Raw genomic sequence first — 26,412 nt, 5'->3', positions numbered from 1 at the left:
CTATTTTTGGGAAAAGAAAAATTGCAACCAAAATGCCCAACCATCAAATAAATCCGAATAAGTGGATCGACCTGTATTCCGACTACTTATTTAATTACACCATTTCTCGCATTAACGATAGGGAAATGGCTCAGGATTTGGTGCAAGATACCTTTTTTGCGGGCTTAAAATCCATGAAGAACTTTAAGGGAGAAGCCAGTGAACGCACTTGGCTAATCTCAATTTTAAAACGAAAAATTATTGATTATTATCGAAAAATAAATTCTAATAAAGGAAAAGCTGAAGTTCGCATTACTTACAATGACGAATCTGAAAGTGAGGGTGATTGGTTGGAAGAGCGTGTTGCAGACCCTTTTGACAAAACAGCTGAAGACTCCATGCAGAATGAAGAACTGGGTGATGCAATTCATAATTGTCTGAGTAAATTGCCAGAAAAGCAAGCCGAAGTTTTTAAAATGAAGACTATTTTAGGTTATGAAACCGACACTATTTGTAATGAATTAAATATTACAGCGTCTAACCTTTGGGTAATTATACACAGAGCTCGGGTCGCTATGGCTGATTGTTTAAAAGAAAACTGGTTTTAATTATGGCTAAGATTAAATTTTTAATTCCATGTGATGAAGCAAATCATACTTGTGACAAAACACAGTATAAAGAAGCTACTTTATGGGAAAAAATTAAGCTTAACATCCATTTAATTTATTGTAGAGCTTGTAGAGATTATACTAAAAAAAACACAAAACTTACCAGTAAAATTAAAGTATCCAAAATTGACTGTTTAGATAAAAAAGTAAAAGAAACCATGAAAAAAGACTTTGAAAACGCTTTAAAAGACCACGTACTTTAATTAATGACTAAAGCTAGGATTAGCCACAAAATGGGTAGGGCTTCAACCCAAAAAGCACTATAAGTTTTTCCTCTCTCCATTTTAGAAAACAAAAGGAACAAAAATGTAATTAGGGTTAACAAAAATAAAATGCTGATGGCATCAACACCTGTTTGATCTTTAAAAAATTCCAAAAAGAAAAAAATAATTAAAAGTAAACTCCCAAATATTTTAGTTTGATTAACTCCTATTTTTTGTGGAATAGTTGCTAATTTCAAACTATCATATCGCAAATCCCTTATCTCAAAAGGTAACATTAAAACCACAACATATAAAAATCTTTGTACTGCAACTATAATAACATCATAATCAATTGCATAATCTGTCTCAATTAATGGTAAAAATACGGTTACTCCACACCAAACCAATGCTATGATGTAAATTTTAAGTCCACCAATACTTCTTAAATTATGTTGTTTATCCAAATAAAACCTTTTTGGAAAAAAAGGTATGGCGTATAAGAAAGTAATCGTCCCAAATAGCAAAATATAAATCAATGTTTTGCTATTTAAATCAATAGCATAATAACACATCAATATAAAACTGAAAAAAGAAAATACTTGAATGTACTTGAGCCAACTTGCTAAACTTCTATGATGAAATTTAGCAACACCGAAATATTTAACAAAATTATACCCTGTGATTGAGGAAAAGAAAACAAAAATTATGAACCATATATCGAAGAGAATATTGAATTCCAACATGGTCAACCAAGTAAGCGAAACAACTGATAATGCAACGTGAATACTACTATTTATATAAAAATTAAAAAGTTGCCTCGATAGCTTCATAAAGCAAAAATAATGAAAGTGTTAATAACGACTTTAATTGGTTAAAAACTTTCATAATCATCATCAAAATAACCTGAATTATTCCGTAATTTTGCAAGCAAAAATCGCAACTTAATTTTAATGGACACAAACGCATTCGCACTTCGGCATATTGGACCTAGAGAAGCTGATCAAATAGCTATGTTACAAACTATTGGCGTTGATTCTTTAGACCAACTTATTAATGAAACCATCCCTAATGATATTCGCTTAAAAAAGCCTTTAAATTTAGAGGAGCCCATGACAGAACATGAGTATTTATTGCATATTCATGACATGTCCAAAAAAAATAAAGCTTACAAAACATATATTGGGTTAGGGTATCACCCAACCATAATGCCAGCGGTTATTCAACGAAATATTTTAGAAAACCCAGGGTGGTATACCGCATATACACCTTACCAAGCTGAAATTGCTCAAGGTCGTTTAGAAGCCCTCTTGAATTTCCAAACCATGGTAATCGATTTAACAGGGATGGAGATTGCCAATGCGTCGTTGCTTGATGAAAGTACCGCAGCTGCAGAAGCCATGAGTTTGCTGTTTGCAGTGCGTGAACGCGACCAAAAGAAAAATAATGTTTGTAAGTTTTTTGTTTCTGAAAATATCTTGCCACAAACCCTATCATTACTTCAAACCAGAGCAAACCCGATTGGGATAGAACTAGTTGTTGGTAAAGAAGACGAATTTAATTTTTCTTCGGATTTCTTTGGAGCCATTTTACAGTATCCTGGAAAAGACGGACAAATTACAGATATTAAATCATTTATTGCTAACGCCAGTAATGTCCAAATTAAAGTGGCAGTAGCTGCCGATATTTTAAGCTTAATTAAGCTTGAAGCCCCAGGAACATTTGGAGCCGATGTAGTGGTTGGAACAACCCAACGCTTTGGAATCCCGATGGGATATGGTGGTCCGCATGCGGCCTATTTCGCAACCAAAGAATCTTATAAACGTGATTTACCTGGTAGGATAATAGGAGTAACCAAAGATGCCGATGGTAATCGCGCTTTAAGAATGGCATTACAAACACGAGAGCAACATATAAAGCGTGATAAAGCCACTTCAAACATTTGTACGGCACAAGTGCTTTTAGCAGTTATGGCTAGTATGTATGCGGTTTATCATGGAGTTGAAGGCTTGAAATTTATTGCCAATAAAGTGCATAATAGTGCTGTAACACTTGCAAAAGCTTTAGAAAAATTAGGCTACAAGCAAGTCAATACATCCTATTTTGATACCCTTCAAATAAAAACAGATTCAAAAAAAATCAAAAGGATTGCTAAAGAGAAAAAGGTAAATTTATTTTATCCAGATGGGGAAACCGTCACCATTTCCATAAATGAAACAACAGCCATTAGAGATATTAATTATTTGATTTCCGTTTTTGCTGAGGCTGCTGAAAAAGAAACCATTATTATTTCATCTATTGAAACCTACAATAAAATAGAAGACACTTTACTACGCGAGACAGAATTTTTGAAAGATACGGTTTTCAACACTTACCATTCTGAAACCGAATTAATGCGATACATAAAATCTTTGGAACGTAAAGATTTGGCATTAAACCATTCCATGATTTCATTAGGGTCTTGTACCATGAAACTCAATGCGGCTTCTGAAATGTTGCCATTAAGTTGGTTTAAATGGGGAAACATTCACCCGTTTGCGCCTTTAAAACAAGCCAAAGGTTACTTAACGGTTCTCAAAGAGTTGGAAGACCAATTAACTGAAATTACTGGTTTTGCAGCTACTTCTTTACAACCAAATTCTGGTGCACAGGGAGAATATGCTGGCTTAATGGTTATTAAAGCATATCATGAATCTCGTGGTGATTATCATAGAAATATTTGTTTAATTCCATCATCAGCCCATGGAACAAATCCAGCGAGTGCTGTAATGGCAGGCATGAAAGTCGTAGTAACAAAATCTACTGATGAAGGTAATATTGATGTGGAAGATTTGCGTGAAAAAGCAGAATTACATAAAGAGAACTTGTCAGCGCTCATGGTAACGTATCCTTCTACCCATGGAGTTTACGAATCGGCAATCAAAGAAATCACCCAAATTATCCATGATAATGGCGGACAAGTATACATGGATGGAGCCAATATGAATGCCCAAGTTGGATTAACTAATCCAGGTAATATAGGTGCAGATGTTTGCCACTTAAACTTACACAAAACCTTTGCCATTCCCCACGGCGGCGGTGGCCCAGGTGTTGGACCGATTTGTGTAGCGAAACAATTGGTGCCATTTTTACCAGGTAATCCATTAGTTAAAACTGGAGGCGAAAAAGCCATTACAGCAATTTCAGCAGCACCTTATGGTTCTGCACTGGCATGTTTAATTTCCTATGGATATATAAAAATGTTAGGGGCTGAAGGCTTAACACAAGCTACAAAAATTGCTATTTTGAATGCTAATTACATTAAAAAACGTTTAGAAGGCAGTTTTGATACTTTGTATTCAGGAGAGCAAGGTCGCGCAGCACACGAAATGATTGTGGATTGCCGTCCCTTCAAAGCTTATGGCATTGAAGTAGTTGATATAGCTAAACGTTTGATGGATTATGGGTTTCATGCACCTACTGTATCCTTCCCGGTAGCTGGAACCTTGATGATTGAACCTACAGAAAGCGAAAGCAAAGCTGAAATGGATCGTTTTTGTGACGCTATGATTGCTATTAAAAAAGAAATAGATGGTGTTTCAAAAGACGATGAGAATAATGTTTTGAAGAATGCACCTCACACTTTAGAAATGATTACTGCAAATGAATGGTATTTACCTTACTCACGTGAGAAAGCTGCTTTCCCGTTAGATTATGTAAGACAAAACAAGTTCTGGCCTAGTGTAAGACGCGTTGATGATGCCTATGGAGATAGAAATTTAATATGTTCTTGTACTCCAGTAGAGGCTTATTTAGAGGTTTAAACGCCTTTTTGAACATCGTAAATTAAAACCAAAATTAATTGCCTAAAATTAAAAAGCTATTATATTGCTACAAACTTTTAAATTAAGGCAATTTTAAATTTTATGAATATAAAAATTACTGGTACCGGAAGCTACATACCCGATACTATTGAAACTAACGAGAATTTTTATCAACATCAATTTTTAAATACAGATGGATCTTCTATAAACTACCCAAATGAAGTTATTGTAGAAAAATTTGAAGCCATCACTGGTATTGTTGAACGTCGTTATGCAAAGCCTCATTTAAACTCATCCGATTTAGGTTTTTTTGCCGCTGAAAAAGCAATAGCCGATGCCAAAATAGATCCTGAAACAATTGATTATATTATTGTTGCCCATAATTTTGGTGACGTAAAACATAAGACCATTCAAAGTGATATGCTACCATGTTTGGCCTCAAGAGTGAAACATAGTTTGCGTATTAAAAACCCAAAATGCGTCGCTTATGATATTCTTTTTGGCTGCCCAGGATGGATTGAAGGGGTTATCCAGGCACAAGCTTTTATTAAAGCGGGCATGGCCAAACGTTGTTTGGTTATTGGTTCTGAAACTCTTTCCAGAGTGGTTGATAAGCACGACAGGGATTCCATGATCTACTCCGATGGTGCTGGGGCAACCATTATTGAAACTACTAATGATGAAGGTGGTATTTTGGCTCATGAAACAGCGAGTTTTACTTATGATGAAGCCTATTATTTATTCTTTGGAAATTCCAATAATCAAGAGTTATGTCGAGATACCAGATACATAAAAATGGATGGTCGTAAAATATATGAGTTCGCCTTAACCAATGTTCCTCTCGCAATGAAAGCTTGTTTAGATAAAAGTGTTGTTAATATTAAGGATGTTAAAAAAATATTCATCCACCAAGCCAATGAAAAAATGGATGAGGCTATTTTAAAGCGCTTTTACAGACTGTACAAAACTGAAATTCCCGAAGGTATTATGCCCATGAGTATTCATAAATTAGGAAATAGTTCAGTGGCCACAGTTCCTACACTTTTCGATTTGGTAAAAAACAACAAACTTGAAAATCACACCATAAACAAAGGTGATGTTATTATATTTGCAAGTGTTGGGGCAGGCATGCATATTAACGCTATTGTTTACAAATACTAGCAATGTACGAAAACACGTTTCCCAACAAACGCTTTAAACACACCATACAATTCTTAAAAAAACACGTTTCAACTTCTGAAACTATTTTAGATTTAGGAGTTGTGAATCCTTTTACTGCCATCATGCAAGAACATGGGTTTATGGTTGAAAACACAAAAGGAGAAGATTTAGATTTAGACACTTCATATATTGAAAATTCCGAGGCTGATGTTGTTACAGCTCTTGAGATTTTTGAACATTTACTTTCACCATTTACTGTTTTGAAATCTATAAAAGCAGATAAATTGGTAGCGAGTGTCCCTTTGAAATTATGGTTCTCGTCAGCATACAGAAGCAAAACAGATATGTTAGACAGGCATTACCACGAATTTGAAGACTGGCAATTCGATTGGCTATTGGAAAAGAGTGGTTGGAAAATAATAGCCCGTGAAAAATGGACCAACCCAACCAAAAAAATAGGCATTCGACCTATGTTACGATGGTTTACTCCCAGATATTACATCGTTTACGCAGAAAGAGTTTAACTTTGGGAAACTAAACTTTCAATTTTGAAGTTCTACATTATTATACCAGCTCATAACGAAAAAGATTTTATAGCACTTACAATAGATTCACTGATAAATCAAACGCTTTTACCTAAACAATTGGTAGTTGTAAATGATAATTCAACGGACAATACCCAAGAAATTGTCGAAGCTTATGCTGTAAAACATTCGTGGATTTCACTCGTTAATTCTAAATCTTCAAATGAACATTTACCAGGATCAAAAATCATTAATGCCTTTTACAAAAGCTTCGATAATTTGGATGATGATTATGATGTGATTTGTAAGTTTGATGCCGATTTAATTTTCCCTGAAAACTATTTAGAAAAACTAGCACTTCATTTCAAAAATCATGAAAATCTGGGTATGGTTTCTGGCTTTTGTTATATTGAAAAAAATGGTGATTGGATTTTGGAAAACCTCACTCGAAAAGACCACATTCGAGGTGCCTTAAAGGCTTATAAAAAAGACTGTTTTTTAGAAATTGGAAAACTCAAACCGTCTATGGGTTGGGACACTGTTGATGAACTTTTGGCAAAATATTATGGTTGGGAGATTTTAACTGACGAATCCCTAAAAGTAAAACATTTAAAACCCACTGGAATAAGTTACAATAAAGGGTCTAAATATTTGCAGGGTGAAGCCATGTATAAAATGCGTTATGGGTTCGTAATCACTTTTATATCGGCATTAAAATTAGCATACAAAAAACAAAGTTTTTCTTTATTTAAGGATTATATTTCTGGGTATTTTAAGGCTAAAAAGAGAAAAATAGATTTTCTAGTTTCTGAGGAAGAAGGGAAATTTATTAGGGATTTGCGTTGGAAAGGCATGATAGGAAAACTTTTTTAGTTAAAGAAATTTCATGTTTAGTCATGTCGAAGCTAAGTATTTTTGTACCCGTTTGGTTATACAATTTCTCGTTTCACTCGAAATGACAACAAGACTAACAACTAACAAAATTATTTGAAACTCCAGTCTTTATAACTACTAGAAGCTTCCAGTTTATTTTCAATAGTATCTTCTAACTCTGGAAAAAAGTCTATTCCCGTCAATTTTTCAATAGAATCAACCGAAACTACAAATTCATACAAAGGTTTTTTAGAATTTTCATGGGGCATTAAAAAAGCAATCATTTTAGTTTTTCCTGTATTATTATCAATCAACACTTTGTAAAATTGATTTGGAACGGAAACATGTTCATCTCCAATAGTTTCTAAACCGTTTTCTAAAACACCTCCTGTTACTACAAAAACACCATCATATTTACTGGCCCAATAACGCACTTTTTGTTCTAAAGTATTCCAAATACCAGAATTAAATTCATGTTCTTGAGGACTTATATTACTCGTCAAAAACGTTTCATCGTGGGCTGATTGGTTATAATTCCTGTCGCCGGCAGGACATAAGTGCCCACGGTCGTAACCAGAATTTTTGTAATTACGCCAATGTGCTGCGCCCGTTTTAACTGCCTTATCAATTTCAAAATATGGGCGTTTAAAGTTCGCATTTGAAAGATGTGACTTTTTTAATTCATAAGCCACCCATTCGGCTTGTTCGTGTGCTTCACTGTAAGACAAAGAATACCCTTCATGATGCACAATTTGACCTGTGGTACTGGTTGGCAAAAAGTATTCGTTTGTGTTGGATTTTGTTTCTTTTCCCTCTAAAACAATTTCTGTTTTTTCTTCTTTAACTAAAAAATATTCATAGGCGTAAACTCCAAGAACAATTAAAATAGCTATGATTGAATAAAGCGTTCGTTTGCTCATTAATCTAAAACAAATTCTAGAGGTTTACCAATCGTAGCATTTGGAAAACTAATTCCCAAAAGGGCAGAAATGGTTGGTGCTATATCGGTGATTTCTGTTTTTTGCAACGTTTCACCATGCTTGATGCCTTTTCCATAAAAAATTAAGGGCACATGGGTATCATAGTTAAAGCCTGAATGATGGTCGGTACCCGTTCTATTCCATTGTGTGTCTTTAAAAACAGCTGGATTATATACAAACATTAAATCACCAGATCTCTTTTGGCTGTGACCGTTATTTAAAAGTGTTTCCAAAAAACCATCTGGTCCTACAAATTGATTGATTTCAGAGGTTATATATACCTTATCGATAAGTTTATATTTTAATAATCGCAACGCTATCCTTTGTTTTAAATCTTTTAAATCTAAATCATTGGCGTTAATTTTATCATGATCTAAATAAATTTGATTGTTAATTCTACTTAAAATTAAGTTAGAAACTTGAACCTCCTTTTCTAAAAAAGCATTCATTTCATCAAACATTTTACTTTCATCAAAGAGTCCTGCTGGAATTTTATTTGACAACAAATACTTGGGAACATGAGGTGTGCCGTGATCTGAAGATAAAAAAACGGTATATTCTCCTTTACCCACTTTATCATCTAAAGCGTTAAACAAGCGTTCCAAATCCAAATCTAAACGTAAATAAGTATCTTGTATTTCTACAGAATTTGGTCCAAAATCATGACCTACCTTGTCTGTACTTGAATAGCTAACCGTTAAAACATCGGTGACATCATCCTTTCCCAAACCTTCTGCATCTATCGCTTGTATTGCAAAATCTGTAATTAAGCTATTTCCAAAGGGGCTTTCTGCTATGATTTTAAAATTACCGTTATCTTTTTTTAAGGTTTGTAAATCATATGGGAATGTGGCACTTTCTTTTCCTTTAAAAATCCGTTCAAAAGCGTTTAAATCACTGCCACTTTCAGTGTATGAATTGATATCATATAACGTATTCCACACCTTAAAATAAGACTCGGTAATATTGGATTTATTAAAGTTTTTAACCCATTGGGGCAAATCTTTCATATAATAAGAACTCGTTATCCAATTGCCATTTCCATTATGCTCATAATCCAACCAAAATGCCGCATTAGCCGCATGACCAGCAGGTAAAATGGCTCCTCTATGTTTAATAGAAATACCAATGGTTTTACCTTTCATTTGAGTAAACAATCGATTTTCATCGGCAAATGTAGTTGTCAACATTCTATTCGGTGACATCTTTCCATCTTTGGTTTGGTTGGTATCTGTTCCAACAGCTAAAACCGTATCGTCTTGAACACAATTAACATTTTGCCTTAAATCTTTATCATACCAATCATTCCCAAGAATACCATGATATTTTGGAGTCGTTCCAGTAAAAATAGAAGCATGTCCTGGACCTGTTTTTGTGGGGATATAGTTAAAATGATTGTTTTTACAATTAAATCCGTCATTTATCATACGCTTAAAACCGCCATTCCCATATCTATTATAAAAGCGCGTTAAATAATCATATCGCATCTGATCAATGACTATACCCACAACTAATTTTGGCTTAATATTTTCGTTTTGAGCTTTAATGTCACAGCAACTTAATATTATAAATAGGGTAAGAATTATATTTTTCATTATAGTATTAATATGAACTTCAAAAATACTCATTTTAAAACATCATAATTTAAAATTAAGGTTAAATACCTGTAACTTTTTTTTACTTTAGCAATTACAAATTAGTATATGACATACCTGCATAACATAGGGGCTTATTTTTTAATGATTGCTGAAATGTTTCGTAAACCAACAAAATGGAGTGTTATGAAGCAGCTTGTTTTAAAAGATATAGACGATTTAATAATTGGTTCACTGGGTATAGTAGCTTTTATAGCTTTTTTCGTTGGTGGTGTTGTTACCATTCAAACCGCTCTTAACATTAGTAATCCATTAATACCAAAATACTTGGTAGGTTTTGCAACCCGACAGTCCATAGTTTTAGAGTTTGCTCCCACTTTTATATCCATTATTATGGCAGGTAAAGTAGGTTCTTTTATAACCTCAAGCATAGGAACCATGCGGGTTACAGAGCAAATTGATGCTTTAGAAGTTATGGGAATTAATTCATTAAATTATTTGGTATTCCCAAAATTTATTGCGCTTTTATTATATCCTTTTGTAATTTCAATCGCTATGTTTTTGGGAATTCTTGGTGGTATGGCAGCTTGTGTATATGGTGGTTTTAGCTCTCTTGATGATTATATATTAGGTATTCAAACTGATTTTACACCTTTTCATATAACTTATGCTTTCATTAAAACTATTGTTTTTGCCTTTGTTTTAGCTACCATTCCCTCATTTCATGGGTATTATATGAAAGGTGGCGCATTAGAGGTTGGTAAAGCGAGTACCACGTCGTTTGTTTGGACGAGTGTTGTTATTATTCTTTTGAATTATTTACTAACCCAAATGCTTTTGAGTTAATGATTGAAGTTAAAAATTTACATAAGTCGTTTGGGGAAGCTCATATTTTAAAGGGGATTACTACGTCTTTTGATAAAGGAAAAACAAATCTTATCATAGGGCAAAGTGGCTCAGGAAAAACGGTTTTTTTGAAATGCTTATTGGGGTTATTTGATTACGAAGATGGCTCAATCTCTTATGATGGGAAAATATTTTCAAAATTAACAGAAGACGAAAAGCGAAACCTTCGTGCCAAAATAGGTATGGTATTTCAAGGCAGTGCTCTGTTTGATTCTATGACGATTGCCGAGAATGTGATGTTCCCGTTGCGAATGTTTACTAAACAAAGTAAAAGTGAAATGGAAGACCGTGTAGATTTTGTTTTGAAACGCGTAAACCTTGATGACGCTCATAAAAAAATGCCCAGTGAAGCTTCTGGGGGAATGCAAAAAAGGGTTGCTATTGCCCGCGCTATAGTAAACAACCCCATGTATTTGTTTTGCGACGAACCCAATTCCGGTTTAGACCCTAAAACCGCTATAGTAATTGATAACCTTATCCAAGAAATAACGGATGAATATCAAATAACCACAGTCATAAACTCTCACGATATGAACTCTGTAATGGAAATTGGTGAAAAAATTGTATTCCTAAAAAACGGTTTTAAAGAGTGGGAAGGCTCAAAAGATACTATTTTCAAAACTGATAATGAAGCCGTAACGGACTTTGTTTACTCTTCAAACCTCTTTAAAAAAGTTCGCAGAATGTATATTGAGGAAAATCAATGATTTTGTTAATATATTAATCTGGGGTTTCTAAAATCACACCGATTACATTTACATCATAGTTAAAGTAATTATACCAAGGACCATACAGCCATAATAAAACCTTGTAGCCCTCGTTGGCAACTACAATTGGTCTAATATTTCTATAAGGAGAGTTTTTTGTTAGTGCTTTCCATTTAATAGATGAAATATTATCATTAACACAAATTTTAGCACTGTAAATTTCGTGATTCCCTTTTAAATCTTCACCTGTAGAAGGGTTTACATCAGTAGATATGAATACATGGGTTGGATCATTAGGGTCGAATGCCATCAATCCTGTATAACTACTTTCTACTTTATATAAGCATTTCCCTGCATAAGCAATTTCGCGATCAATCCATTTTTCACCATCCCAAGAAGCTATCCTAAACCTATGGTCACTATCATTCAAATACAGCGTATATCCTATATATGGATTATCATTTTTATCTTTAGCCATAGCACAAGTCCAAGCACTACTGGGTACACTCTCATTAACTAGGGGTTTATTTTTTGTATTACTTCCAGCAAATATTTTCTCGGCTTGAGAACTTTTCAATGGACCATCAGTTAAACTTTTTATTTTGGAACCATCGACATTGAAAAATGTATTGTTAGAAAACTCAAAATAATATAAATTATTTCCAAATCGCCTAGGATGCGCATCGGTATAAGAGACTCCAATAGTATTAGCATTAACCTGCAAATACCTTGCGTAAGGACGCTGAAAACCTTCAACATCATTGGAGATAAAATGAGTTCTATTTCCCCAAGTTAAACCTTCATCGGTAGAAGTAATAAATGATGGGTTAAAATTCAAGCCATCCCTAAAAAAATTATAAAGTTTACCTTCGTTTTTATTCTGATAAATATTCATGTAGGTTACACCCATTTTTGCTTCATATTGGTGCTCAAACTGACGTTTATCTCCCCAATGCAAATAATTGGAGTTGGAAGATATATTATAATAGTGTATTTTCTCTTTTGCATGTTTAGCCCAAATTGCCAAAATACTCCCATCGGTACGTTTATAAAGTGCAGGTGCATTATGGTCATCTGGAGTCAAGTTTTTGTGCAATACAATCGTACTATCCTTTTTACCATTTTTTAAATCATAAACCCCCAATCTTACATCACCACTTACTCCACTCAACCCTCCAATAATTAATTTCTGGTTATTTATAATTACGCGTGGGTCTTGATACCAGCACCATCCTCCATCTTCCATAAAAGTTGTATAGGTTGTTTCTTTATCTTTTGGGTAAAATTTATTTAAGTATTTATAAATTTCAGAGCCTGCTGCCAAAAATGCACCAATGCCATAAAGCTCAGTAAAATCTTTAGAGATAACCGTAGGATCGCTTTCAATTCCTTGAACATAACCTAACATACCGTCTTTATTAATCGCAACTTCAAGTGCTGCCCATGCTTTAAAAAGTATTGGCTCATAAATAGTCTTATCCAACAAACCATTATTGATCCCCCAAGCGATTCCAAAAGCAAAAAATGAAGTACTACTGGTTTCGATATTAGGGTAAGATTCAATATCCCCCAAAATACCAATAGACCAAGATCCATCTGGGCGTTGTGCCTTTTTTAAGCTTCCGGCCATTTTTTTAAATAGATTTTCGTAAAACTTTTGATATTCCGAATTTTTTGGAATATCAGGAATCAAAAGAGCTAAACCAGCAAATACCCATCCATTATCTCTAGACCAAAACAATTTATTACCATTAGTTTCAGTTTTATCTATATAAGAAGCTTCGCTAAAAAACAATTTCTGCTCGTCATCCCAAAGTGTATTGTAAGTTTTTAAATACTGTTTATGCATGTATTGCAAATACAAACTATCTTTTGTGACTTTATATAACCTGGCCCAAGCAGGAGGTGCCATAAATAGCGCATCGCACTGATTCCAATGAAGTTCATCAGCTTTTTCACTGTTCATTATAGAGTCAAATCGCTTTTTTACATAATCTAAATTAACTATATCCTTTAATCTTTCGTTTTGTTTTAAGCTTAAGTATAGTTGACCAACAGCATGGTCATGGGCATTGTAAAATCGTTTTTGTAGTTTCCATTGGTTTCTGTCTCCAATTTCTAACAGCCAGTTGATATATTTTGGGTAGTGTGATACTTCGCTTAATTGAAACATTCCAGCATATAAAGCTGCGCTGTTCCAATCCAATTCATGATATTTATTTCTGTTATTCCAAGACTTACGTTTGTCTTTTGAAGGCAACGCTCGATATGATACCATTTCCGCAAAATGTTCCATTTGCCAATTAGCTACCTTTTCAGTAATCTTTATTACTTGTTCTGATGAAGGCAAAGGCAAACTATCTATTGCCTCTTGCTTTTCAGCATTAAAAAAGAGTAGTACATTTAGAAGAATGAACGATAGATTTTTTAAAACCACATTATTATCAGTTGTAGGAATTTATGAGTTGAACTTATTTAGTTTATCCGCTTTACCACCAAAGTATCCAAATCTAACTTAAATTTCAACCATTTTTCAAGCTTCTCCTTGTCCTTTTTTCTAACATCTTCTTTGGCTAAAGAATCTATCCATTTTACTGAAAATACAGAAAGTGTATCCATCTTTTTGAAGTTGGAATTAATCACTTGGGCATAAGAAAACTCATCAATAGTTTCGTAATTTATTTTTAGTTCTTGTAGTATTGCACTTAAATCAAGGTAACCTTTTTCAAGCTTGGAAAGTTGTCTTACTTTATTCTCGAGGAAATTAATTTTCTCAGTTTGTGATAACAAATCTAGTGAGTCACGCGTACGAAGTTCCTCCATATATTTGAAATTATCCAAATTTTTAGATCTGTTTTGATTGACTACTAACTTGGCATTTGATAGAGCACTATAATCTTCCATTCTGCTTTGTAAAAGCGTAATGGTTGTTTCTGGTATTTCATCTAAACCAAATGTGCTTATTTCAACAGTAGAGACTCCTTTACTATCATACTTATAAACAGCATTCTTTTTTAGATAGTCAAAGTGAGGCAATGTAATTAATTCATTCTCTACAAATTGTCCTGCATCCCTATTAAAATTACTTTCCTTTAAAACATTTACAAATGTCCAAACAGCTGGAATCATGACCACAATTGCCAACAAAGTTGCCATTCGCGATATGAATTGACGCTTCTTTGAATTGACGTATTTCAACATGGGGAAACGTAAAATCTTCAACACAATAAACGTTGCCATTGCAATAAAAATAGTATTGATGGTAAACAAATACATGGCCCCTAAAAAGTAATCCCACTTACCTTTTGCTAAACCATAACCGGCCGTACACAATGGAGGCATTAAAGCTGTTGCAATAGCAACCCCAAAAATGACCGATGCAATGGTACCACGTTTTGTACGTGCTATAATAAGTGCCAAACCACCAAAAAACGCAATTAAAACATCTCGTATATCGGGTTGTACTCGTCCTAAAAGTTCAGACGTATCCTCACTCAATGGGAATAACCAGAAGAATAAAAAAGCAGTTAATAAACTTAACGCAATCATAGTTGCCAAGTTTATTAAAGAGCGTTTTAAGGTATCAATATCATTAATAGCAATGGATAATCCCACCCCTAAAATAGGTCCCATAAGTGGAGAAATTAACATGGCACCAATAACGACCGCAGTTGAGTTGGCATTTAGCCCAATGGACGCTACAAAAATAGAACACACCAAAATCCAAGCTGTAGCACCTTTAAAGGGAATATCACCTTGTATAGCTGCAATAGTAGCTTCTCTATCAGTGTCTTCACGGAAATCCAACAATTCACTAAAAAAAATTTTAAAGCTTTTAAATAAGCCTTTAACATCTTTTTTTACTGCCTCTTTTGACTGCTCAACAGCTTTTTCATGCTTTACTTCCTCTTCAGAGAAATTGAATTTATTTTCTTTACTCATAATTAACCATATTGTTCTCCAAACTTATCTTTTACAGCTTTAAGTACTTTTTTAATATCTTGTTCTTTTTCCTTTGGAAAGATAAGCAAAACTTCCTCTTTATCAACAATAATATAATCGTTCAACCCATCAATAACCACAATTTTATCCTTTTTGGTTCGAATCATATTTCCCGAAGCATCTTCTACTAATGTTCTGGCGTTTACAACAGCATTCCCATTCTCGGTTTTATCTAGCTTATCGTATAAACTACCCCAAGTACCCAAATCGTTCCAATCGAATTCTGCAGCAATTACAAAAACATTGTCCGATTTTTCCATGATAGCATAATCCACTGATATGTTTTCTGCTAAAGGATATTGTGCCTTAATAAAGGCTTCTTCACTTGGTGTATTGTAAGCTGAAATTCCTGCTTCAAAATGTTTGTATAAATCAGGTTGATTATTTTTAAAGGATTCAATAACAGTTTTTACGCTCCACATAAAAATTCCGGCATTCCATAAAAAATTACCTCTAGAAATAAATTGCTTGGCAGTTTCGTAATCTGGTTTTTCCCTAAATTGATGTACGGCCTTTATATCATTATTTGCAGTTTTATCAAACTCGATGTAGCCATATCCCGTATTCGGAAATGTGGGTTGTATACCTAGTGTCATTAACGCTTCATTTTTTGAACAAAACTCAAAGGCTTGTTCTACATTTTTTGAGAAGGTCTCTTCATCTTCAATCCAGTGATCGCTTGGTGCTACTATCATAACCGCTTCTGGATTTTCTTTCTGGATTTTCAATGATGCGTATAATATACAAGGTGCTGTATTTCGCATAGCAGGTTCTAAAACCACCTGCTTTTGGGTAACTTCAGGTAATTGTTCCAAAACCAAATCGTTATACCTTTCATTGGTTAATATATAAATATTCTCAGTTGGAATTAAATGTGCTAAACGATGAAACGTTTTTTGGATGAGCGTATCACCTGTTCCCAACATGTCATGAAACTGCTTTGGGAAATCTTCCGTACTTACTGGCCAAAACCTAGACCCCACGCCTCCTGCCATTAAAATGGCATAATAATTTTTATTCATAATTTTAATAGTCTTTTAATAATTCAACTTCTGCATTTGGATTAAACAAATATAACCTTCCTGTTTTTATTTCAATACATTCATAACGTTTGACCCTTTTTAAACCCATTTTAAAAATTTTTCCATTATACAATTTAAAATGGCTCCCTAAAGGCACTTCAAAAATATACGTTTTATTATTGGGTTCGTCAAACTTTTTTAGTTCCAAAGCTAATGAAATGTCTGTATCGCTCGATGCTTTTGGATTTTTAAAATGTTTGGCTAAAAGTGGTAGTAATTCACTTGGAAAAACTTTGGGATTTAAAAACGGCAACATTAAATGTTGAAAGGTGCGCTTCCATTCAATACCATGAGGTTTAATGAAACGCCCATAATTTTTGTAGGCTTCAAAATGTGCTATTTCATGAATAAGGGTAATTAGAAATCGATATTTATTTAAATTTGAATTGATGGTGATTTGATGTTTTCCATTGGGTAACCGCATATAATCGCCATGGCGTGTTTTGCGTTCGTTTTTAATTTTTACTACTAAATGATCATGTTCTAAAAGTTTTAAAACTTGTGACAAAACGTTTTCTGGAATATAACTTTGAAGTTTGCTTTGCATTATAATATCCTTAAAAGTTCACCCATATGATTAAACGTTTTGGTAGCCATGGATTCTAACTCATTTTCATAATCATGTGCTGTAAAACCAAACACATCAAAACCACCTCTTTTTGCTGCTTGTACTCCAGATATACTATCTTCAATTACCAAGCACTCAGAAACTCTAAATCCCATTGTTTTTGCTGCCCACAAAAATACGGCAGGATCCGGTTTCCATTTCTGGATTTCGTAACAACTAAAAATTCTATTTTCAAAGTATGGTAATAAACCCGTAAGCTCTAAATTGAGTTTTATTTTATTTTGTGGCCCGCTGGAAGCTACACAAAAGGGTACATTTAAATTATCAAGAACTTCTTTAACACCTTCAATGGGTTTCATATTCAATTTAAAAGCCTCGAAACTTCGTTTTCTGTATTCATCTATAAAATTATTGCTTAATGTCTTATTGGTGATTTTCTCGATTTTCTGAACACAAGCATCAATAAAACTCCCTTTAAAATGTTTCATAGCATAAGGCAAGTCAATATTAGCTCCTAACTCATTTGCCATATCCACTAACACTTGGTTTCCAATGGGCTCACTATCTACCAAAACCCCATCACAATCGAAAATAATGCATTTATATTTGGTCATTGTTTAACGTTTCAATGAAAAGTGCCCTGAAAATTTATTGTTTTGACCTAGGTCTGCGGTAAACCAATAATCTGAAGATATCATATTCTTTCCATTCAATGTTCCATCCCAACCTAAACTGTTAGGGTTAATTTGCTTTAACAACTTACCGTATCTGTCATATATAAAAATAACCGCTTCGGAAAAACCATTAATACCCTTTATTTGCCAATAATCATTGATTCCATCACCATTAGGTGTAAAGTATTTAGGGTAATCTATTAATATTATTTTCCTTATATCTTCTCCACAACCAAACTTATCTCTTACTGTGACCATATAAATACCACCTAAAACGTTACTGAATAAATTACTGTTTTGATAATTCGCACCGTCTATGGAATACTCAAAATCTCCATCTCCCGTAGCAAAGACCTCTATATAATTTTCATCTGATAGTTCTCTTTTTTCAATATTGGTAATTGTTGGAAGTTGAGAACGGATAAGCTCAAAGTCAAAACTATTTTCACAATACAAACCATTTTTATTTTCGCCTATAATTAGCCTATAATTTCCAGCTTGCTCTAAATTAACGGTATTGGAAATTGAAATTGTTGAGCCATCTGAATATTGCCATAAGTAAGTATCGAATTTGTTTTCAATACTCAAATTCAAAAAAGGCTCTAAGTCACATAAAAAATAGGTTTGTTCAATGTTAGCCATCGGTAATTCATTGACGATTAAATCTAAACTGGTTTCAGAGAAACATAAATTATTTAATTCATTTTCCACTCGCACATTTATAGTTTGTGTCCAAGGTTGTGTATTTTGAAAAGTTGTTGGAAGTGGACTCAGTAATTCATTTCCACTAATATCAAAGTATATGATTTTCAAACCACTTTGATTACCAATAATTTCAGTTTCCAAACCAGTCATATCAAAATTCGCATAACCATCACCTAAATCGCAGCTATATATATTTTGGGGCGCATTAATCTGTGGTTTTGATGCGGGTTTTAAAACCAATGGCATTTCAGCGTAACAGGTTGTTGAGGGATTTGTAACCCTTACAGTAATGGTTTCAGTATTAGCAATTGAGTTTGTGTAGGGATTTGGCAAAGGGCTTGGTAATTGATTACCACTAGAGTCGAAATAGGATACCTCCATCCCTGTTTGTGTACCTAAAACTTGAGATTCTACGTTTGAGGTGTCAAAATACTCAGAAATGCCATCATTATTATCGTCGCACCCTACAATTTCAGTTATCGCATTTGCTATAGGCAATGGGTTTGCCTTTAATTTGAATGTTATTTCGTTATAGCAATCTGTATCAGAATTAATTACCCTAACTGTGATTTCTTCTTCATTAACAACTATATTTTGAACAGCATTTAAAGGCGCTAATATTTCATTACCACTTTCACGATAAAAAGTCACCAATAAATTAGATGAACTATTAATTATTTTTTCTTTTACTTCCTGTAAGTTAAATGAAGAAAAACCATCGGTCTCATTTGAGCAAACCACTAAATCAGTAACACTTTCTATATTAGGTTTTGGATTAACTATTAAATCGAAAGTAGTTTCCGAGTAGCAACATGGATTATCATCATGTGATACCCTAACCGTTATGGTTTCAATATCTTTAATTGTATTTGTAAATGGATTAGGAAATTCATCATATTCATTTCCACTGCCATCAATAAATTTAACAACTTTATTGATTTGGCCACCTAAAACTTGAGTTACTAATCCTGAAGTATCAAAAGAGGAAGATATTCCAGAGTTAAAATCATCTTCGCAAGCATAAATATTATCGATACCGTAAGCATTGGGCGGTTCTTTAACATCAATTGTTTCAGATAAAATCTCAACACCCCCACTCTTTCCTGTTACAGTTGCCGTAATGGTATAAGTGCCATCTTGTGAAAAATCGTGAAAAGGTGAAACATCTGTTGAAGTATTATCTGTACCGGAAGCTGGATCGCCAAAATTCCAAACTACCGATGCCACATTAGCTTTGTTCTCAACACTAAACTCTTTTAAAAACTCTGAACATATGTTTGAAATGTTCATTTCAAAATTGTTCGTTACATGATTTGTTTTACCCGTAACATTTATAAAATAATTAATATTAGGATTACTAACGGCAACATATTCTTGAAATGGTGGACAACCACTAGCCTCTGATCTTAACCATGATTCATCTGTGCTTTGCGTACCTCCAGCAATGAAAGCAAGACCTGCACTACTGGTACTGTCTAGATTATATACCTCAACAAGAATCTTATCAATATTTGCAGGTACGACAATAGGATTGCCAAAATAAATATCAAATATTTTAGGCTGTACACCATTTCCAGAGCCAAAATAAGGTATGTAAATAACTTGACTACTACCAATTAAATCAGCTTCAGAATAAGAACTTGGAAAATTATCATCTATTTTATAAATATTGAACTGTATTTTAACGTCATAAACCCCAACACTTGAAAAGGCAACCTGTCCTCTATCAATAATAAACTCCTCATTTGTTGAAACACCAAAATCTTCTAAAACAAATCTTCTTGCATATTTTAAACCACCCCAACTACAACTATATTGATTAACTTTTACAACGTCATTGCAAAAATTATGGGTTAATTTAGTATCAAAACCTAAACTATTGGTGCTGTTAATTTCTCCAGTAACGTTTATATAAAAATTAGCATTGTTAACAGGTGGATTAAGTCTTTTTGTATCTGTATGAGAATAAACTTCATTACATCCCCAAAACCAAGAAACATCATTATCTTCTTGTGTTCCAGCAATATAAGCTAGCGATTCGTCCCAATTATTAATATCAAAAAACTTTCTAACCTCCACTAACAAGCGTCCAACACCATCAGGAACCACTATAGGTGTATCAAAATTAACTTGTATAATTTCTGGCACAGGCCCTATGATAGGTAAATCTACTATTTGACTACTTCCAATTAAATTTGTTATTGAATAAGAATTTGGAAAGTTATCGTCAATTTTGTAAATATTGAACTGTACTTTTGAGCCTCCAAGAGAATTATAAATTCCCACTTGTCCCGAACTTATAATAAATCTATCTTTAGGAGATATTCCAAAATCTGAAAGTATAAAAGTTCTAGCCCAAGATTGTGCAAACTCGCATGATCTCATATCTGTCTGTATTGGTATATTTCCAACATTATGAGATAACGTTATCTGAGCATTCACAAAAAATGTAAAACAAAAAAGAACAACTGCCAGAATATTCCTCATGATGCTAAAATAGAAAATGGTTTTTGATTGTAGTTCGTTTTCTGTTTTAATGCGAAAAATAACGTTAAACTATTTTAAGGCGTAGAATTAGAGACCTGCAACAGTTTTCCATTGTAATATTTGTTTCCATTAAGGGAAAAATCAAAAATATAGTGTGCCATTTCTAAAGCAGTTGTTGGTGCTTGATATCCCGGAAAGGCTTCTTCAAGCATTTCTGTTTGTACAGCTCCCAAAGCTAAAACGTTGAACGATATACCGGTGTCCTTATATTCTTCAGCTAATAATTCAGTTAAAGTGATTACTGCTGCTTTACTTGAGCTATATGCAGCTAATCCTGGGAATTTCATACTGCCTTGAACGCCACCCATGGAGCTAATAGTAACAACATGACTATTTTTTTTCATAAATGGTAGAACGATTCGGGTTAATTCGGCCACTCCAAAAACATTGGTATTATAAACGACTTCAAAGTCTTGCATACCTGTTTCTGCGAAAGGTTTATTCAGTAAAGCCCCTGCATTATTGATTAAAATATCAACTTGTTTCCAATTAGTTTTTATAAAATCTCCAACCTTCTCATAAGCTTCAATATCTCCTAAATCAAAAGAAAAACAAGTGACATTCTTTAAATTTAATTTTTGAATTGGCTTTTCATTCCGCGAAAGCGCCAAAACATTATGACCCGCTTTCGCAAAAAGTTGAACCAACTCAAACCCTATACCTCTACTCGTTCCTGTTATAATTATGTTTTTACTCATTTTTCATTTTTATTTCTTTTGTTGGTGCGTTAACCATACCTTCCAATGCTGCAGCCATTTTGGTTATAAAAGTTAACATATGATCGTAGTTCATTTTATCGACCTCATCGTCCACATGGTGATAATAATCAAAATTAGTAAAATCAAAAGTAGAAATAGCATGAGCAGGAATTTTAAACTCATTATAAAATGGATAATTATCTGAACGCTCAAAGAGTTTATAAGCTTTGGCTTGGGGTAGAAAACCAATAATTTCTTTACCCGCGTAAGTATTTAATTTTTTAGCGATGTTAGACCTATCATATCCTGTAACATAACTCATGGTTTCACTATCTGCTCTTGGGACACCAATCATTTCAAAATTAATCATGGTATAAAGATCTAAATTAGATTCTTTTAGTTTTTTTGCTAAATGTTCAGAACCCTTTAAACCTTTCTCTTCTGCTGAATATAGCGTGAATAATATACTCCTTTTATTATTTTTTACTTTAGCAAAATATTTGGCCCATTCTAAAACAGCAACCGTACCCGAGGCATCATCATTAGCTCCATTAGCGATAGAATCGTTATTTATAATATTAGCCGCTATACCAATGTGATCATAATGTGCTCCTAAAATGACAAATTCATTTTTTAGTTTAAAGTCATTTCCTGGCAAGTAACCAACGACATTATATCCTACATAATGTCCTAAATCAAAAGAATCTCTATATGTTTCAAAGTAAGGTTTTACCTTGTACTTTTTAAAAAAGTTTTCAATGTAAACAGCTGCTTGTTCAATACCTGTAGAACCAGTTTCTCTGCCTTGCAATTCATCTGAAGCGAGATACTCTAGATTTGTTTTAATACTTTCTTTAGATATAATATGTTTTACATTTTCTATAGTGTAAGGAACTATAATAGATTTCACTTGCTCAACAGCTTTATCACTACTAATTTTTGAAGATTTACTAACTTCTTTATTTTTTGTGACCGTGCAAGAAAAGGATAAAATTAAAATTAAAAGAGCATTTAATAATTTATTCATTTCAAATTTTATTGGAGCCTAAAGATAAAAAAACTCCTTCCAAGTAATATGATTTTTAAGTCTGTTAATTTAATTGACAACTAAAAACACCTTCATGTTGCATAACCCATTAAAAATCACTAATTTGTATAAAACACTCAGCATGCCATTATTTTTAGACCTCCACGAAATGCCAGATGGTGTAACAGCCGAGCATGTTGCACAAATGCATCAAGCCGATTTAGAAATAGAACATAAATATAATTGTCGCGGATTAACATATTGGTGTGATGAAAAAAGACAAAGGGCCTTCTGCTTAATCGAAGCTCCTAATAAGAAAGCACTAAAAGATTTACATTCGCATGCGCATGGTGATATCCCATTAAGAATCATTGAGGTAGATGAAACCATAGTAGAATCATTTTTAGGACGCATTGAAGATCCTGAGAAATCACAAAACACGGAACTCAATATCATAAACGATCCTGCTTTTAGAGTTTTAATGGTATTAGAAACTAGTAATTATTTAAATCGTCTTGAAGCAAATCAATTTACAATATTTGCTCAAAAATTTCATAATAATGTATCCAAAACATTAAAAAAGTTTAACGGGCGTATTGTAAAAAAAGATAATAACTCGTATTTAGCATCCTTTAAATCTGTATCAGATGCCGTTTTATGTGCTTTAAAAATAAAATTTCAATTCAAATATGTTACACCAAAGTTCGACCCTTCTACACGTAAACTAAATATTGCGTTAAGTTCCGGTGTTCCTGTAACAAATAAAGATAATATTTTTGAAGAAACAATCACTCTGGCTACACGTATGTGCGATGTTGTTAAAGAACAACTAGTAATTACAAGCGAAGTGAAATTATTATACGAAAGTGAAAACAGGAATGCAGCAATTGATGATAAAATGATTAAAATACTTCAACCTAATGAAGAAAAATTTCTAAATCAACTCATCGATTATGTAGAGCAGGCATGGAACAAACCGAACTTTAATGTAAATGATTTCAGTAGAGCTTTAGGTTTAAGCAAATCGCAACTTTACAGAAAACTGACTAAATTAACAGGACAATCACCAAATAGCTTTTTAAAGGAATTCCGGTTAAACAAAGCTTTAAACTTATTACATGAGCAATATGGTAATATTTCTGAAATTGCTTTTGAGACTGGTTTTAATAGTGCTGCATATTTCTCAAAATGCTTCCTTGACAAATACGGAATTCTGCCTTCAAAATATATTCAGCAGCATATAGCTTAAAAGTATATTTTGATGAAAATATAAATGATTCAAAATTCTACTTTTTTGAATTAAATGTAACATTAGCTTCATTTTACTATGTATAGCTTTGAACTATAATCAAAACTATAACCTTATGAACAAAACACTTTTTGAACGATTAGGTGGCCGATCTGGCATCTCTATAATTGTTGATGACACCGTTGAAAATCACATGAACAATCCTGCTGTAAACGCAAGGTTTCTTCCTTTAAAAGAAAAACAAGAACAATTAACAATTATAAAAAATCATACGATTGATTTTTTTAGCGCTGGGAGCGGAGGACCAAATAATTATAAAGGAAAAGATATGGTAACGGCCCATACCGGTATGAATATAAGCCATGCTGAATACATGCATGTTATAGATGACATTTTCATGGCTTTAGATAAAAACAACATTGATGAAGAATCTAAAAAAGATGTGCTTTCAATACTGTGGTCTTTAAAAGACATGATGATTGGTAAATAATTAATCAAAATTAAAATTAACATGAAAAATCCAGTAAGAGATTTAAACCCTAAATTAATTGAGGCATTTACTCCAGAGATAAGGGGCAAAATTATATTACCGACAGATATTGAGTATAACGACACACGAAAAGTATATAATGGTATGATTAACAAGCATCCAGGAATGATTGTTATGTGTGTTGATATTGCCGATGTAATAGCTTCCGTAAATTTTGGAAGAGAAAACAATTTATTAATTGCTGTTAGAGGTGGTGGACATAATGGTGGCGGTCTAGGAATATGCAATGATGGTTTGGTTATCGATTTATCAGGAATTAAATTTGTAAGAGTAGATACATCTAATAACACGGTTAGAGTTGGCGGAGGCAATCTTTGGGGAGAGGTAGACCATGCAACTCACCCATTTGGATTGGCTGTTCCTGCCGGTATAATTTCAACAACTGGAGTTGGTGGATTAACTTTAGGGGGCGGTGTTGGTCATTTATCTAGAAAATACGGTTTAACCATTGATAATCTTTTGGAAGCTGATATGGTACTTGCTGACGGCTCATTTGTAACGGTTAACAAAGACCAAAACCAAGATTTATTCTGGGCCATTCGAGGCGGTGGTGGTAATTTTGGAATTGTAACTTCATTTAAATTTCAAGCGCATCCGATAAAAACAGTTATTGGAGGGCCTATTTTATGGCCAATAGAAAGAACTGAAGAAATTATGGCATGGTATCACAGCTTTATTCATAGTGCACCAGACGAATTAAATGGCTTTATTGCCACTATGGTTATTCCAGGTCCTCCATTTCCAGATTTCTTGCATGGAAATAAATTTTGTGGCATTGTATGGTGCTTTACAGGAAGTCAAGATGAATTTGATAAATTAATAAAACCAGCCATGGATTTAGATCCTGTGTTTGTTCATGTTGGAGAAATGCCATACCCTTCAATTCAAACATTATTTGATGGTTTGTTACCACATGGCTTGCAATGGTATTGGCGAGCAGACTTTTTTAATGAATTAAGTCCTGCAGTAAGTGCACAACATTTAAAATACGGCTCTTCTATACCTACACCACTTTCCCAAATGCATTTGTATCCCATTAGTGGCGCAGCTAGTCGTGTTGGAGCCGAAGACACACCATGGGCATATCGTGATGCCAATTATGCAGGTGTAATAGTGGGAGTTTCTCCAGAGCCTTCCGATGCAGATAAAATAACCAATTGGTGTAAAGATTATTGGGAAGCGCTACACCCGTACTCTTCTGGTGGAGCCTATTCAAACTTTATGATGGAAGAAGGACAAGCGCGCGTAAAAGCAAGTTATAAACATAACTATGAGCGGCTCTCAAAAATTAAAAAAACATATGACCCCAATAACTTATTTAGAGTCAATCAGAATATTAAGCCGAGTAATTAAAAACAAAAACCTGCTTCAGTCTTGCGTATTAACAAGAGAAACAGGTTTTCACTTAAAGTACCTACTATTAAATATAATTAACTAACCAAAAAACCAGTAAATTAATAGTTCAAGAAAATCGTTTAAATAATTCTTATAAATACTTTAATTTCAATTTTATAATCATCCATTTTCATTAACATCTAGAATATGGATTGTTAATGTAGATTCTGTTGTTGAATTTCCATCGCTTACACTTATTATTGCAACTATTTGTGTGTTTTGTTCATAATCAAAAGCACTGGCAGTTCCAACATAAATTTCACCTGTGTTTTCATTAATAATGATACTATTTGCAGGTGTTTGTGATACTATGGCATAAGTTAATACATCTTCTTCTGCGTCGGATGCAACCATGGTTGTAATTAAATCGGATGTTAAATTCTCAGAAACATCTATGGTTTTATTTTCCATAACTGGGGCTTGGTTCTTTGGTGACTCATCACTGTTACAAGCCATTAAAAAAGCTATCATTAACAATAGCATTAAGGTTTTCATTGTTTTCATAATTAAAAAGATTTG

General features: G+C 33.5%; 23 protein-coding genes. 11 read left to right on the top strand and 12 right to left on the bottom strand.

Annotation, left to right across the window (positions count from 1 at the left end; translation table 11 throughout):
• Nucleotides 1-32: 32 nt before the first annotated feature.
• A complete protein-coding gene (locus tag ABD963_RS05100; RefSeq protein WP_345275860.1) occupies nucleotides 33-587 on the top strand; it encodes a sigma-70 family RNA polymerase sigma factor in 555 nt (184 codons plus the stop codon).
• A 2-nt stretch (nucleotides 588-589) separates the two neighbouring features.
• A complete protein-coding gene (locus ABD963_RS05095) occupies nucleotides 590-850 on the top strand; it encodes a hypothetical protein (RefSeq protein ID WP_345275859.1) in 261 nt (86 codons plus the stop codon).
• On the opposite strand, the gene ABD963_RS05090 is transcribed toward ABD963_RS05095, so the two are convergent.
• Entirely contained in the window at nucleotides 847-1,314 is a 468-nt protein-coding gene (locus ABD963_RS05090) for a UbiA prenyltransferase family protein (protein ID WP_345275858.1), read from the bottom strand. The genes ABD963_RS05095 and ABD963_RS05090 overlap by 4 nt on opposite strands.
• Before the next feature lie 486 nt (nucleotides 1,315-1,800).
• On the opposite strand from ABD963_RS05090, the gene gcvP reads away from it, so the two are divergent.
• From gcvP to ABD963_RS05070, 4 genes are all read left to right on the top strand, one after another.
• On the top strand, nucleotides 1,801-4,650 hold the full coding sequence (gcvP, locus tag ABD963_RS05085; protein WP_345275857.1) for an aminomethyl-transferring glycine dehydrogenase: 2,850 nt from the start codon (nucleotides 1,801-1,803) through the stop codon (nucleotides 4,648-4,650).
• A gap of 102 nt (nucleotides 4,651-4,752) precedes the next feature.
• Complete coding sequence (locus ABD963_RS05080; RefSeq protein ID WP_345275856.1) at nucleotides 4,753-5,811, top strand: 3-oxoacyl-ACP synthase III family protein; 1,059 nt, start codon at nucleotides 4,753-4,755, stop codon at nucleotides 5,809-5,811.
• Nucleotides 5,812-5,813: 2 nt separating this feature from the next.
• Complete coding sequence (locus tag ABD963_RS05075; protein ID WP_345275855.1) at nucleotides 5,814-6,335, top strand: class I SAM-dependent methyltransferase; 522 nt, start codon at nucleotides 5,814-5,816, stop codon at nucleotides 6,333-6,335.
• Nucleotides 6,336-6,359: 24 nt separating this feature from the next.
• The gene (locus ABD963_RS05070) at nucleotides 6,360-7,208 is read left to right on the top strand and encodes a glycosyltransferase family 2 protein (RefSeq protein ID WP_345275854.1); all 849 of its coding nucleotides are present in this window, start codon (nucleotides 6,360-6,362) and stop codon (nucleotides 7,206-7,208) included.
• Between the two features lie 110 nt (nucleotides 7,209-7,318).
• Here ABD963_RS05070 and ABD963_RS05065 read toward each other — a convergent pair whose 3' ends face one another.
• The gene (locus tag ABD963_RS05065) at nucleotides 7,319-8,128 is read right to left on the bottom strand and encodes a DNA/RNA non-specific endonuclease (protein WP_345275853.1); all 810 of its coding nucleotides are present in this window, start codon (nucleotides 8,126-8,128) and stop codon (nucleotides 7,319-7,321) included.
• The gene (gene pafA, locus ABD963_RS05060; protein WP_345275852.1) at nucleotides 8,128-9,783 is read right to left on the bottom strand and encodes an alkaline phosphatase PafA; all 1,656 of its coding nucleotides are present in this window, start codon (nucleotides 9,781-9,783) and stop codon (nucleotides 8,128-8,130) included. The genes ABD963_RS05065 and pafA overlap by 1 nt, the downstream gene beginning before the upstream one ends.
• Nucleotides 9,784-9,891: 108 nt before the next feature.
• On the opposite strand from pafA, the gene ABD963_RS05055 reads away from it, so the two are divergent.
• Both ABD963_RS05055 and ABD963_RS05050 read left to right on the top strand, forming a co-directional pair.
• Entirely contained in the window at nucleotides 9,892-10,629 is a 738-nt protein-coding gene (locus ABD963_RS05055) for an MlaE family ABC transporter permease (protein WP_345275851.1), read from the top strand.
• Nucleotides 10,629-11,396 carry an ABC transporter ATP-binding protein gene (locus tag ABD963_RS05050; protein WP_345275850.1) on the top strand — a complete coding sequence of 256 codons (768 nt, stop codon included), beginning with the start codon at nucleotides 10,629-10,631 and terminating at the stop codon, nucleotides 11,394-11,396. The genes ABD963_RS05055 and ABD963_RS05050 overlap by 1 nt, the downstream gene beginning before the upstream one ends.
• A gap of 13 nt (nucleotides 11,397-11,409) precedes the next feature.
• Here the strand turns inward: ABD963_RS05050 and ABD963_RS05045 are convergent, their stop codons facing one another.
• The 8 genes from ABD963_RS05045 to ABD963_RS05010 all read right to left on the bottom strand — a co-directional run bounded on the left by ABD963_RS05045 (nucleotide 11,410) and on the right by ABD963_RS05010 (nucleotide 22,699).
• Nucleotides 11,410-13,833: a glycoside hydrolase family 88 protein gene (locus tag ABD963_RS05045; RefSeq protein WP_345275849.1), complete on the bottom strand. Its 2,424-nt coding sequence runs from the start codon at nucleotides 13,831-13,833 to the stop codon at nucleotides 11,410-11,412.
• A 38-nt stretch (nucleotides 13,834-13,871) separates the two neighbouring features.
• Nucleotides 13,872-15,338: a DUF389 domain-containing protein gene (locus ABD963_RS05040; RefSeq protein ID WP_345275848.1), complete on the bottom strand. Its 1,467-nt coding sequence runs from the start codon at nucleotides 15,336-15,338 to the stop codon at nucleotides 13,872-13,874.
• Nucleotides 15,339-15,340: 2 nt separating this feature from the next.
• Nucleotides 15,341-16,420, bottom strand: a complete 1,080-nt coding sequence (locus tag ABD963_RS05035) for a mannose-1-phosphate guanylyltransferase (RefSeq protein WP_345275847.1) — start codon at nucleotides 16,418-16,420, stop codon at nucleotides 15,341-15,343.
• A gap of 4 nt (nucleotides 16,421-16,424) precedes the next feature.
• Complete coding sequence (locus ABD963_RS05030) at nucleotides 16,425-17,027, bottom strand: SprT-like domain-containing protein (RefSeq protein WP_345275846.1); 603 nt, start codon at nucleotides 17,025-17,027, stop codon at nucleotides 16,425-16,427.
• The gene (locus ABD963_RS05025) at nucleotides 17,027-17,662 is read right to left on the bottom strand and encodes an HAD family hydrolase (protein WP_345275845.1); all 636 of its coding nucleotides are present in this window, start codon (nucleotides 17,660-17,662) and stop codon (nucleotides 17,027-17,029) included. The genes ABD963_RS05030 and ABD963_RS05025 overlap by 1 nt, the downstream gene beginning before the upstream one ends.
• A 3-nt stretch (nucleotides 17,663-17,665) precedes the next feature.
• Nucleotides 17,666-20,812, bottom strand: coding sequence for a T9SS type B sorting domain-containing protein (locus ABD963_RS05020; RefSeq protein WP_345275844.1), 3,147 nt, complete (start codon nucleotides 20,810-20,812; stop codon nucleotides 17,666-17,668).
• Between the two features lie 176 nt (nucleotides 20,813-20,988).
• Nucleotides 20,989-21,672 carry an SDR family NAD(P)-dependent oxidoreductase gene (locus ABD963_RS05015; protein WP_345275843.1) on the bottom strand — a complete coding sequence of 228 codons (684 nt, stop codon included), beginning with the start codon at nucleotides 21,670-21,672 and terminating at the stop codon, nucleotides 20,989-20,991.
• Nucleotides 21,665-22,699, bottom strand: coding sequence for a M28 family peptidase (locus ABD963_RS05010; protein ID WP_345275842.1), 1,035 nt, complete (start codon nucleotides 22,697-22,699; stop codon nucleotides 21,665-21,667). Before ABD963_RS05010 ends, ABD963_RS05015 begins: the two co-directional genes overlap by 8 nt.
• A gap of 142 nt (nucleotides 22,700-22,841) precedes the next feature.
• Here ABD963_RS05010 and ABD963_RS05005 point away from each other — a divergent pair, with 142 nt between their 5' ends.
• The 3 genes from ABD963_RS05005 (at nucleotide 22,842) to ABD963_RS04995 (ending at nucleotide 25,851) form a co-directional block, all read left to right on the top strand.
• Nucleotides 22,842-23,948 carry a nickel-binding protein gene (locus ABD963_RS05005; protein ID WP_345275841.1) on the top strand — a complete coding sequence of 369 codons (1,107 nt, stop codon included), beginning with the start codon at nucleotides 22,842-22,844 and terminating at the stop codon, nucleotides 23,946-23,948.
• Nucleotides 23,949-24,063: 115 nt separating this feature from the next.
• Complete coding sequence (locus ABD963_RS05000) at nucleotides 24,064-24,438, top strand: group I truncated hemoglobin (protein WP_345275840.1); 375 nt, start codon at nucleotides 24,064-24,066, stop codon at nucleotides 24,436-24,438.
• Nucleotides 24,439-24,459: 21 nt separating this feature from the next.
• Nucleotides 24,460-25,851: an FAD-binding oxidoreductase gene (locus tag ABD963_RS04995; protein ID WP_345275839.1), complete on the top strand. Its 1,392-nt coding sequence runs from the start codon at nucleotides 24,460-24,462 to the stop codon at nucleotides 25,849-25,851.
• 162 nt (nucleotides 25,852-26,013) lie between these two features.
• On the opposite strand, the gene ABD963_RS04990 is transcribed toward ABD963_RS04995, so the two are convergent.
• Nucleotides 26,014-26,397 (bottom strand): cadherin repeat domain-containing protein, encoded by a 384-nt coding sequence (locus ABD963_RS04990; protein WP_345275838.1) that lies wholly within the window; start codon nucleotides 26,395-26,397, stop codon nucleotides 26,014-26,016.
• Nucleotides 26,398-26,412 lie beyond the last annotated feature (15 nt).

Source organism: Litoribaculum gwangyangense (assembly GCF_039543505.1).
Taxonomy (GTDB): Bacteria; Bacteroidota; Bacteroidia; order Flavobacteriales; family Flavobacteriaceae; genus Litoribaculum; species Litoribaculum gwangyangense.
The sequence above is the reverse complement of the archived record's forward strand: the minus strand, read 5'-3'. Positions and strand labels throughout refer to the sequence as shown.

Excerpts from the sequence above, each read along its gene's own strand:
- ABD963_RS05100 (WP_345275860.1), top strand. The coding sequence starts at position 33 with ATGCCCAACCATCAAATAAATCCGAATAAGTGGATCGACCTGTATTCC.
- ABD963_RS05095 (WP_345275859.1), top strand. The coding sequence starts at position 590 with ATGGCTAAGATTAAATTTTTAATTCCATGTGATGAAGCAAATCATACT.
- gcvP (WP_345275857.1), top strand. The coding sequence starts at position 1,801 with ATGGACACAAACGCATTCGCACTTCGGCATATTGGACCTAGAGAAGCT.
- ABD963_RS05080 (WP_345275856.1), top strand. The coding sequence starts at position 4,753 with ATGAATATAAAAATTACTGGTACCGGAAGCTACATACCCGATACTATT.
- ABD963_RS05075 (WP_345275855.1), top strand. The coding sequence starts at position 5,814 with ATGTACGAAAACACGTTTCCCAACAAACGCTTTAAACACACCATACAA.
- ABD963_RS05065 (WP_345275853.1), bottom strand. The coding sequence starts at position 8,128 with ATGAGCAAACGAACGCTTTATTCAATCATAGCTATTTTAATTGTTCTT.
- pafA (WP_345275852.1), bottom strand. The coding sequence starts at position 9,783 with ATGAAAAATATAATTCTTACCCTATTTATAATATTAAGTTGCTGTGAC.
- ABD963_RS05055 (WP_345275851.1), top strand. The coding sequence starts at position 9,892 with ATGACATACCTGCATAACATAGGGGCTTATTTTTTAATGATTGCTGAA.
- ABD963_RS05050 (WP_345275850.1), top strand. The coding sequence starts at position 10,629 with ATGATTGAAGTTAAAAATTTACATAAGTCGTTTGGGGAAGCTCATATT.
- ABD963_RS05040 (WP_345275848.1), bottom strand. The coding sequence starts at position 15,338 with ATGAGTAAAGAAAATAAATTCAATTTCTCTGAAGAGGAAGTAAAGCAT.
- ABD963_RS05035 (WP_345275847.1), bottom strand. The coding sequence starts at position 16,420 with ATGAATAAAAATTATTATGCCATTTTAATGGCAGGAGGCGTGGGGTCT.
- ABD963_RS05030 (WP_345275846.1), bottom strand. The coding sequence starts at position 17,027 with ATGCAAAGCAAACTTCAAAGTTATATTCCAGAAAACGTTTTGTCACAA.
- ABD963_RS05025 (WP_345275845.1), bottom strand. The coding sequence starts at position 17,662 with ATGACCAAATATAAATGCATTATTTTCGATTGTGATGGGGTTTTGGTA.
- ABD963_RS05020 (WP_345275844.1), bottom strand. The coding sequence starts at position 20,812 with ATGAGATCATGCGAGTTTGCACAATCTTGGGCTAGAACTTTTATACTT.
- ABD963_RS05015 (WP_345275843.1), bottom strand. The coding sequence starts at position 21,672 with ATGAGTAAAAACATAATTATAACAGGAACGAGTAGAGGTATAGGGTTT.
- ABD963_RS05010 (WP_345275842.1), bottom strand. The coding sequence starts at position 22,699 with ATGAATAAATTATTAAATGCTCTTTTAATTTTAATTTTATCCTTTTCT.
- ABD963_RS05005 (WP_345275841.1), top strand. The coding sequence starts at position 22,842 with ATGCCATTATTTTTAGACCTCCACGAAATGCCAGATGGTGTAACAGCC.
- ABD963_RS05000 (WP_345275840.1), top strand. The coding sequence starts at position 24,064 with ATGAACAAAACACTTTTTGAACGATTAGGTGGCCGATCTGGCATCTCT.
- ABD963_RS04995 (WP_345275839.1), top strand. The coding sequence starts at position 24,460 with ATGAAAAATCCAGTAAGAGATTTAAACCCTAAATTAATTGAGGCATTT.
- ABD963_RS04990 (WP_345275838.1), bottom strand. The coding sequence starts at position 26,397 with ATGAAAACAATGAAAACCTTAATGCTATTGTTAATGATAGCTTTTTTA.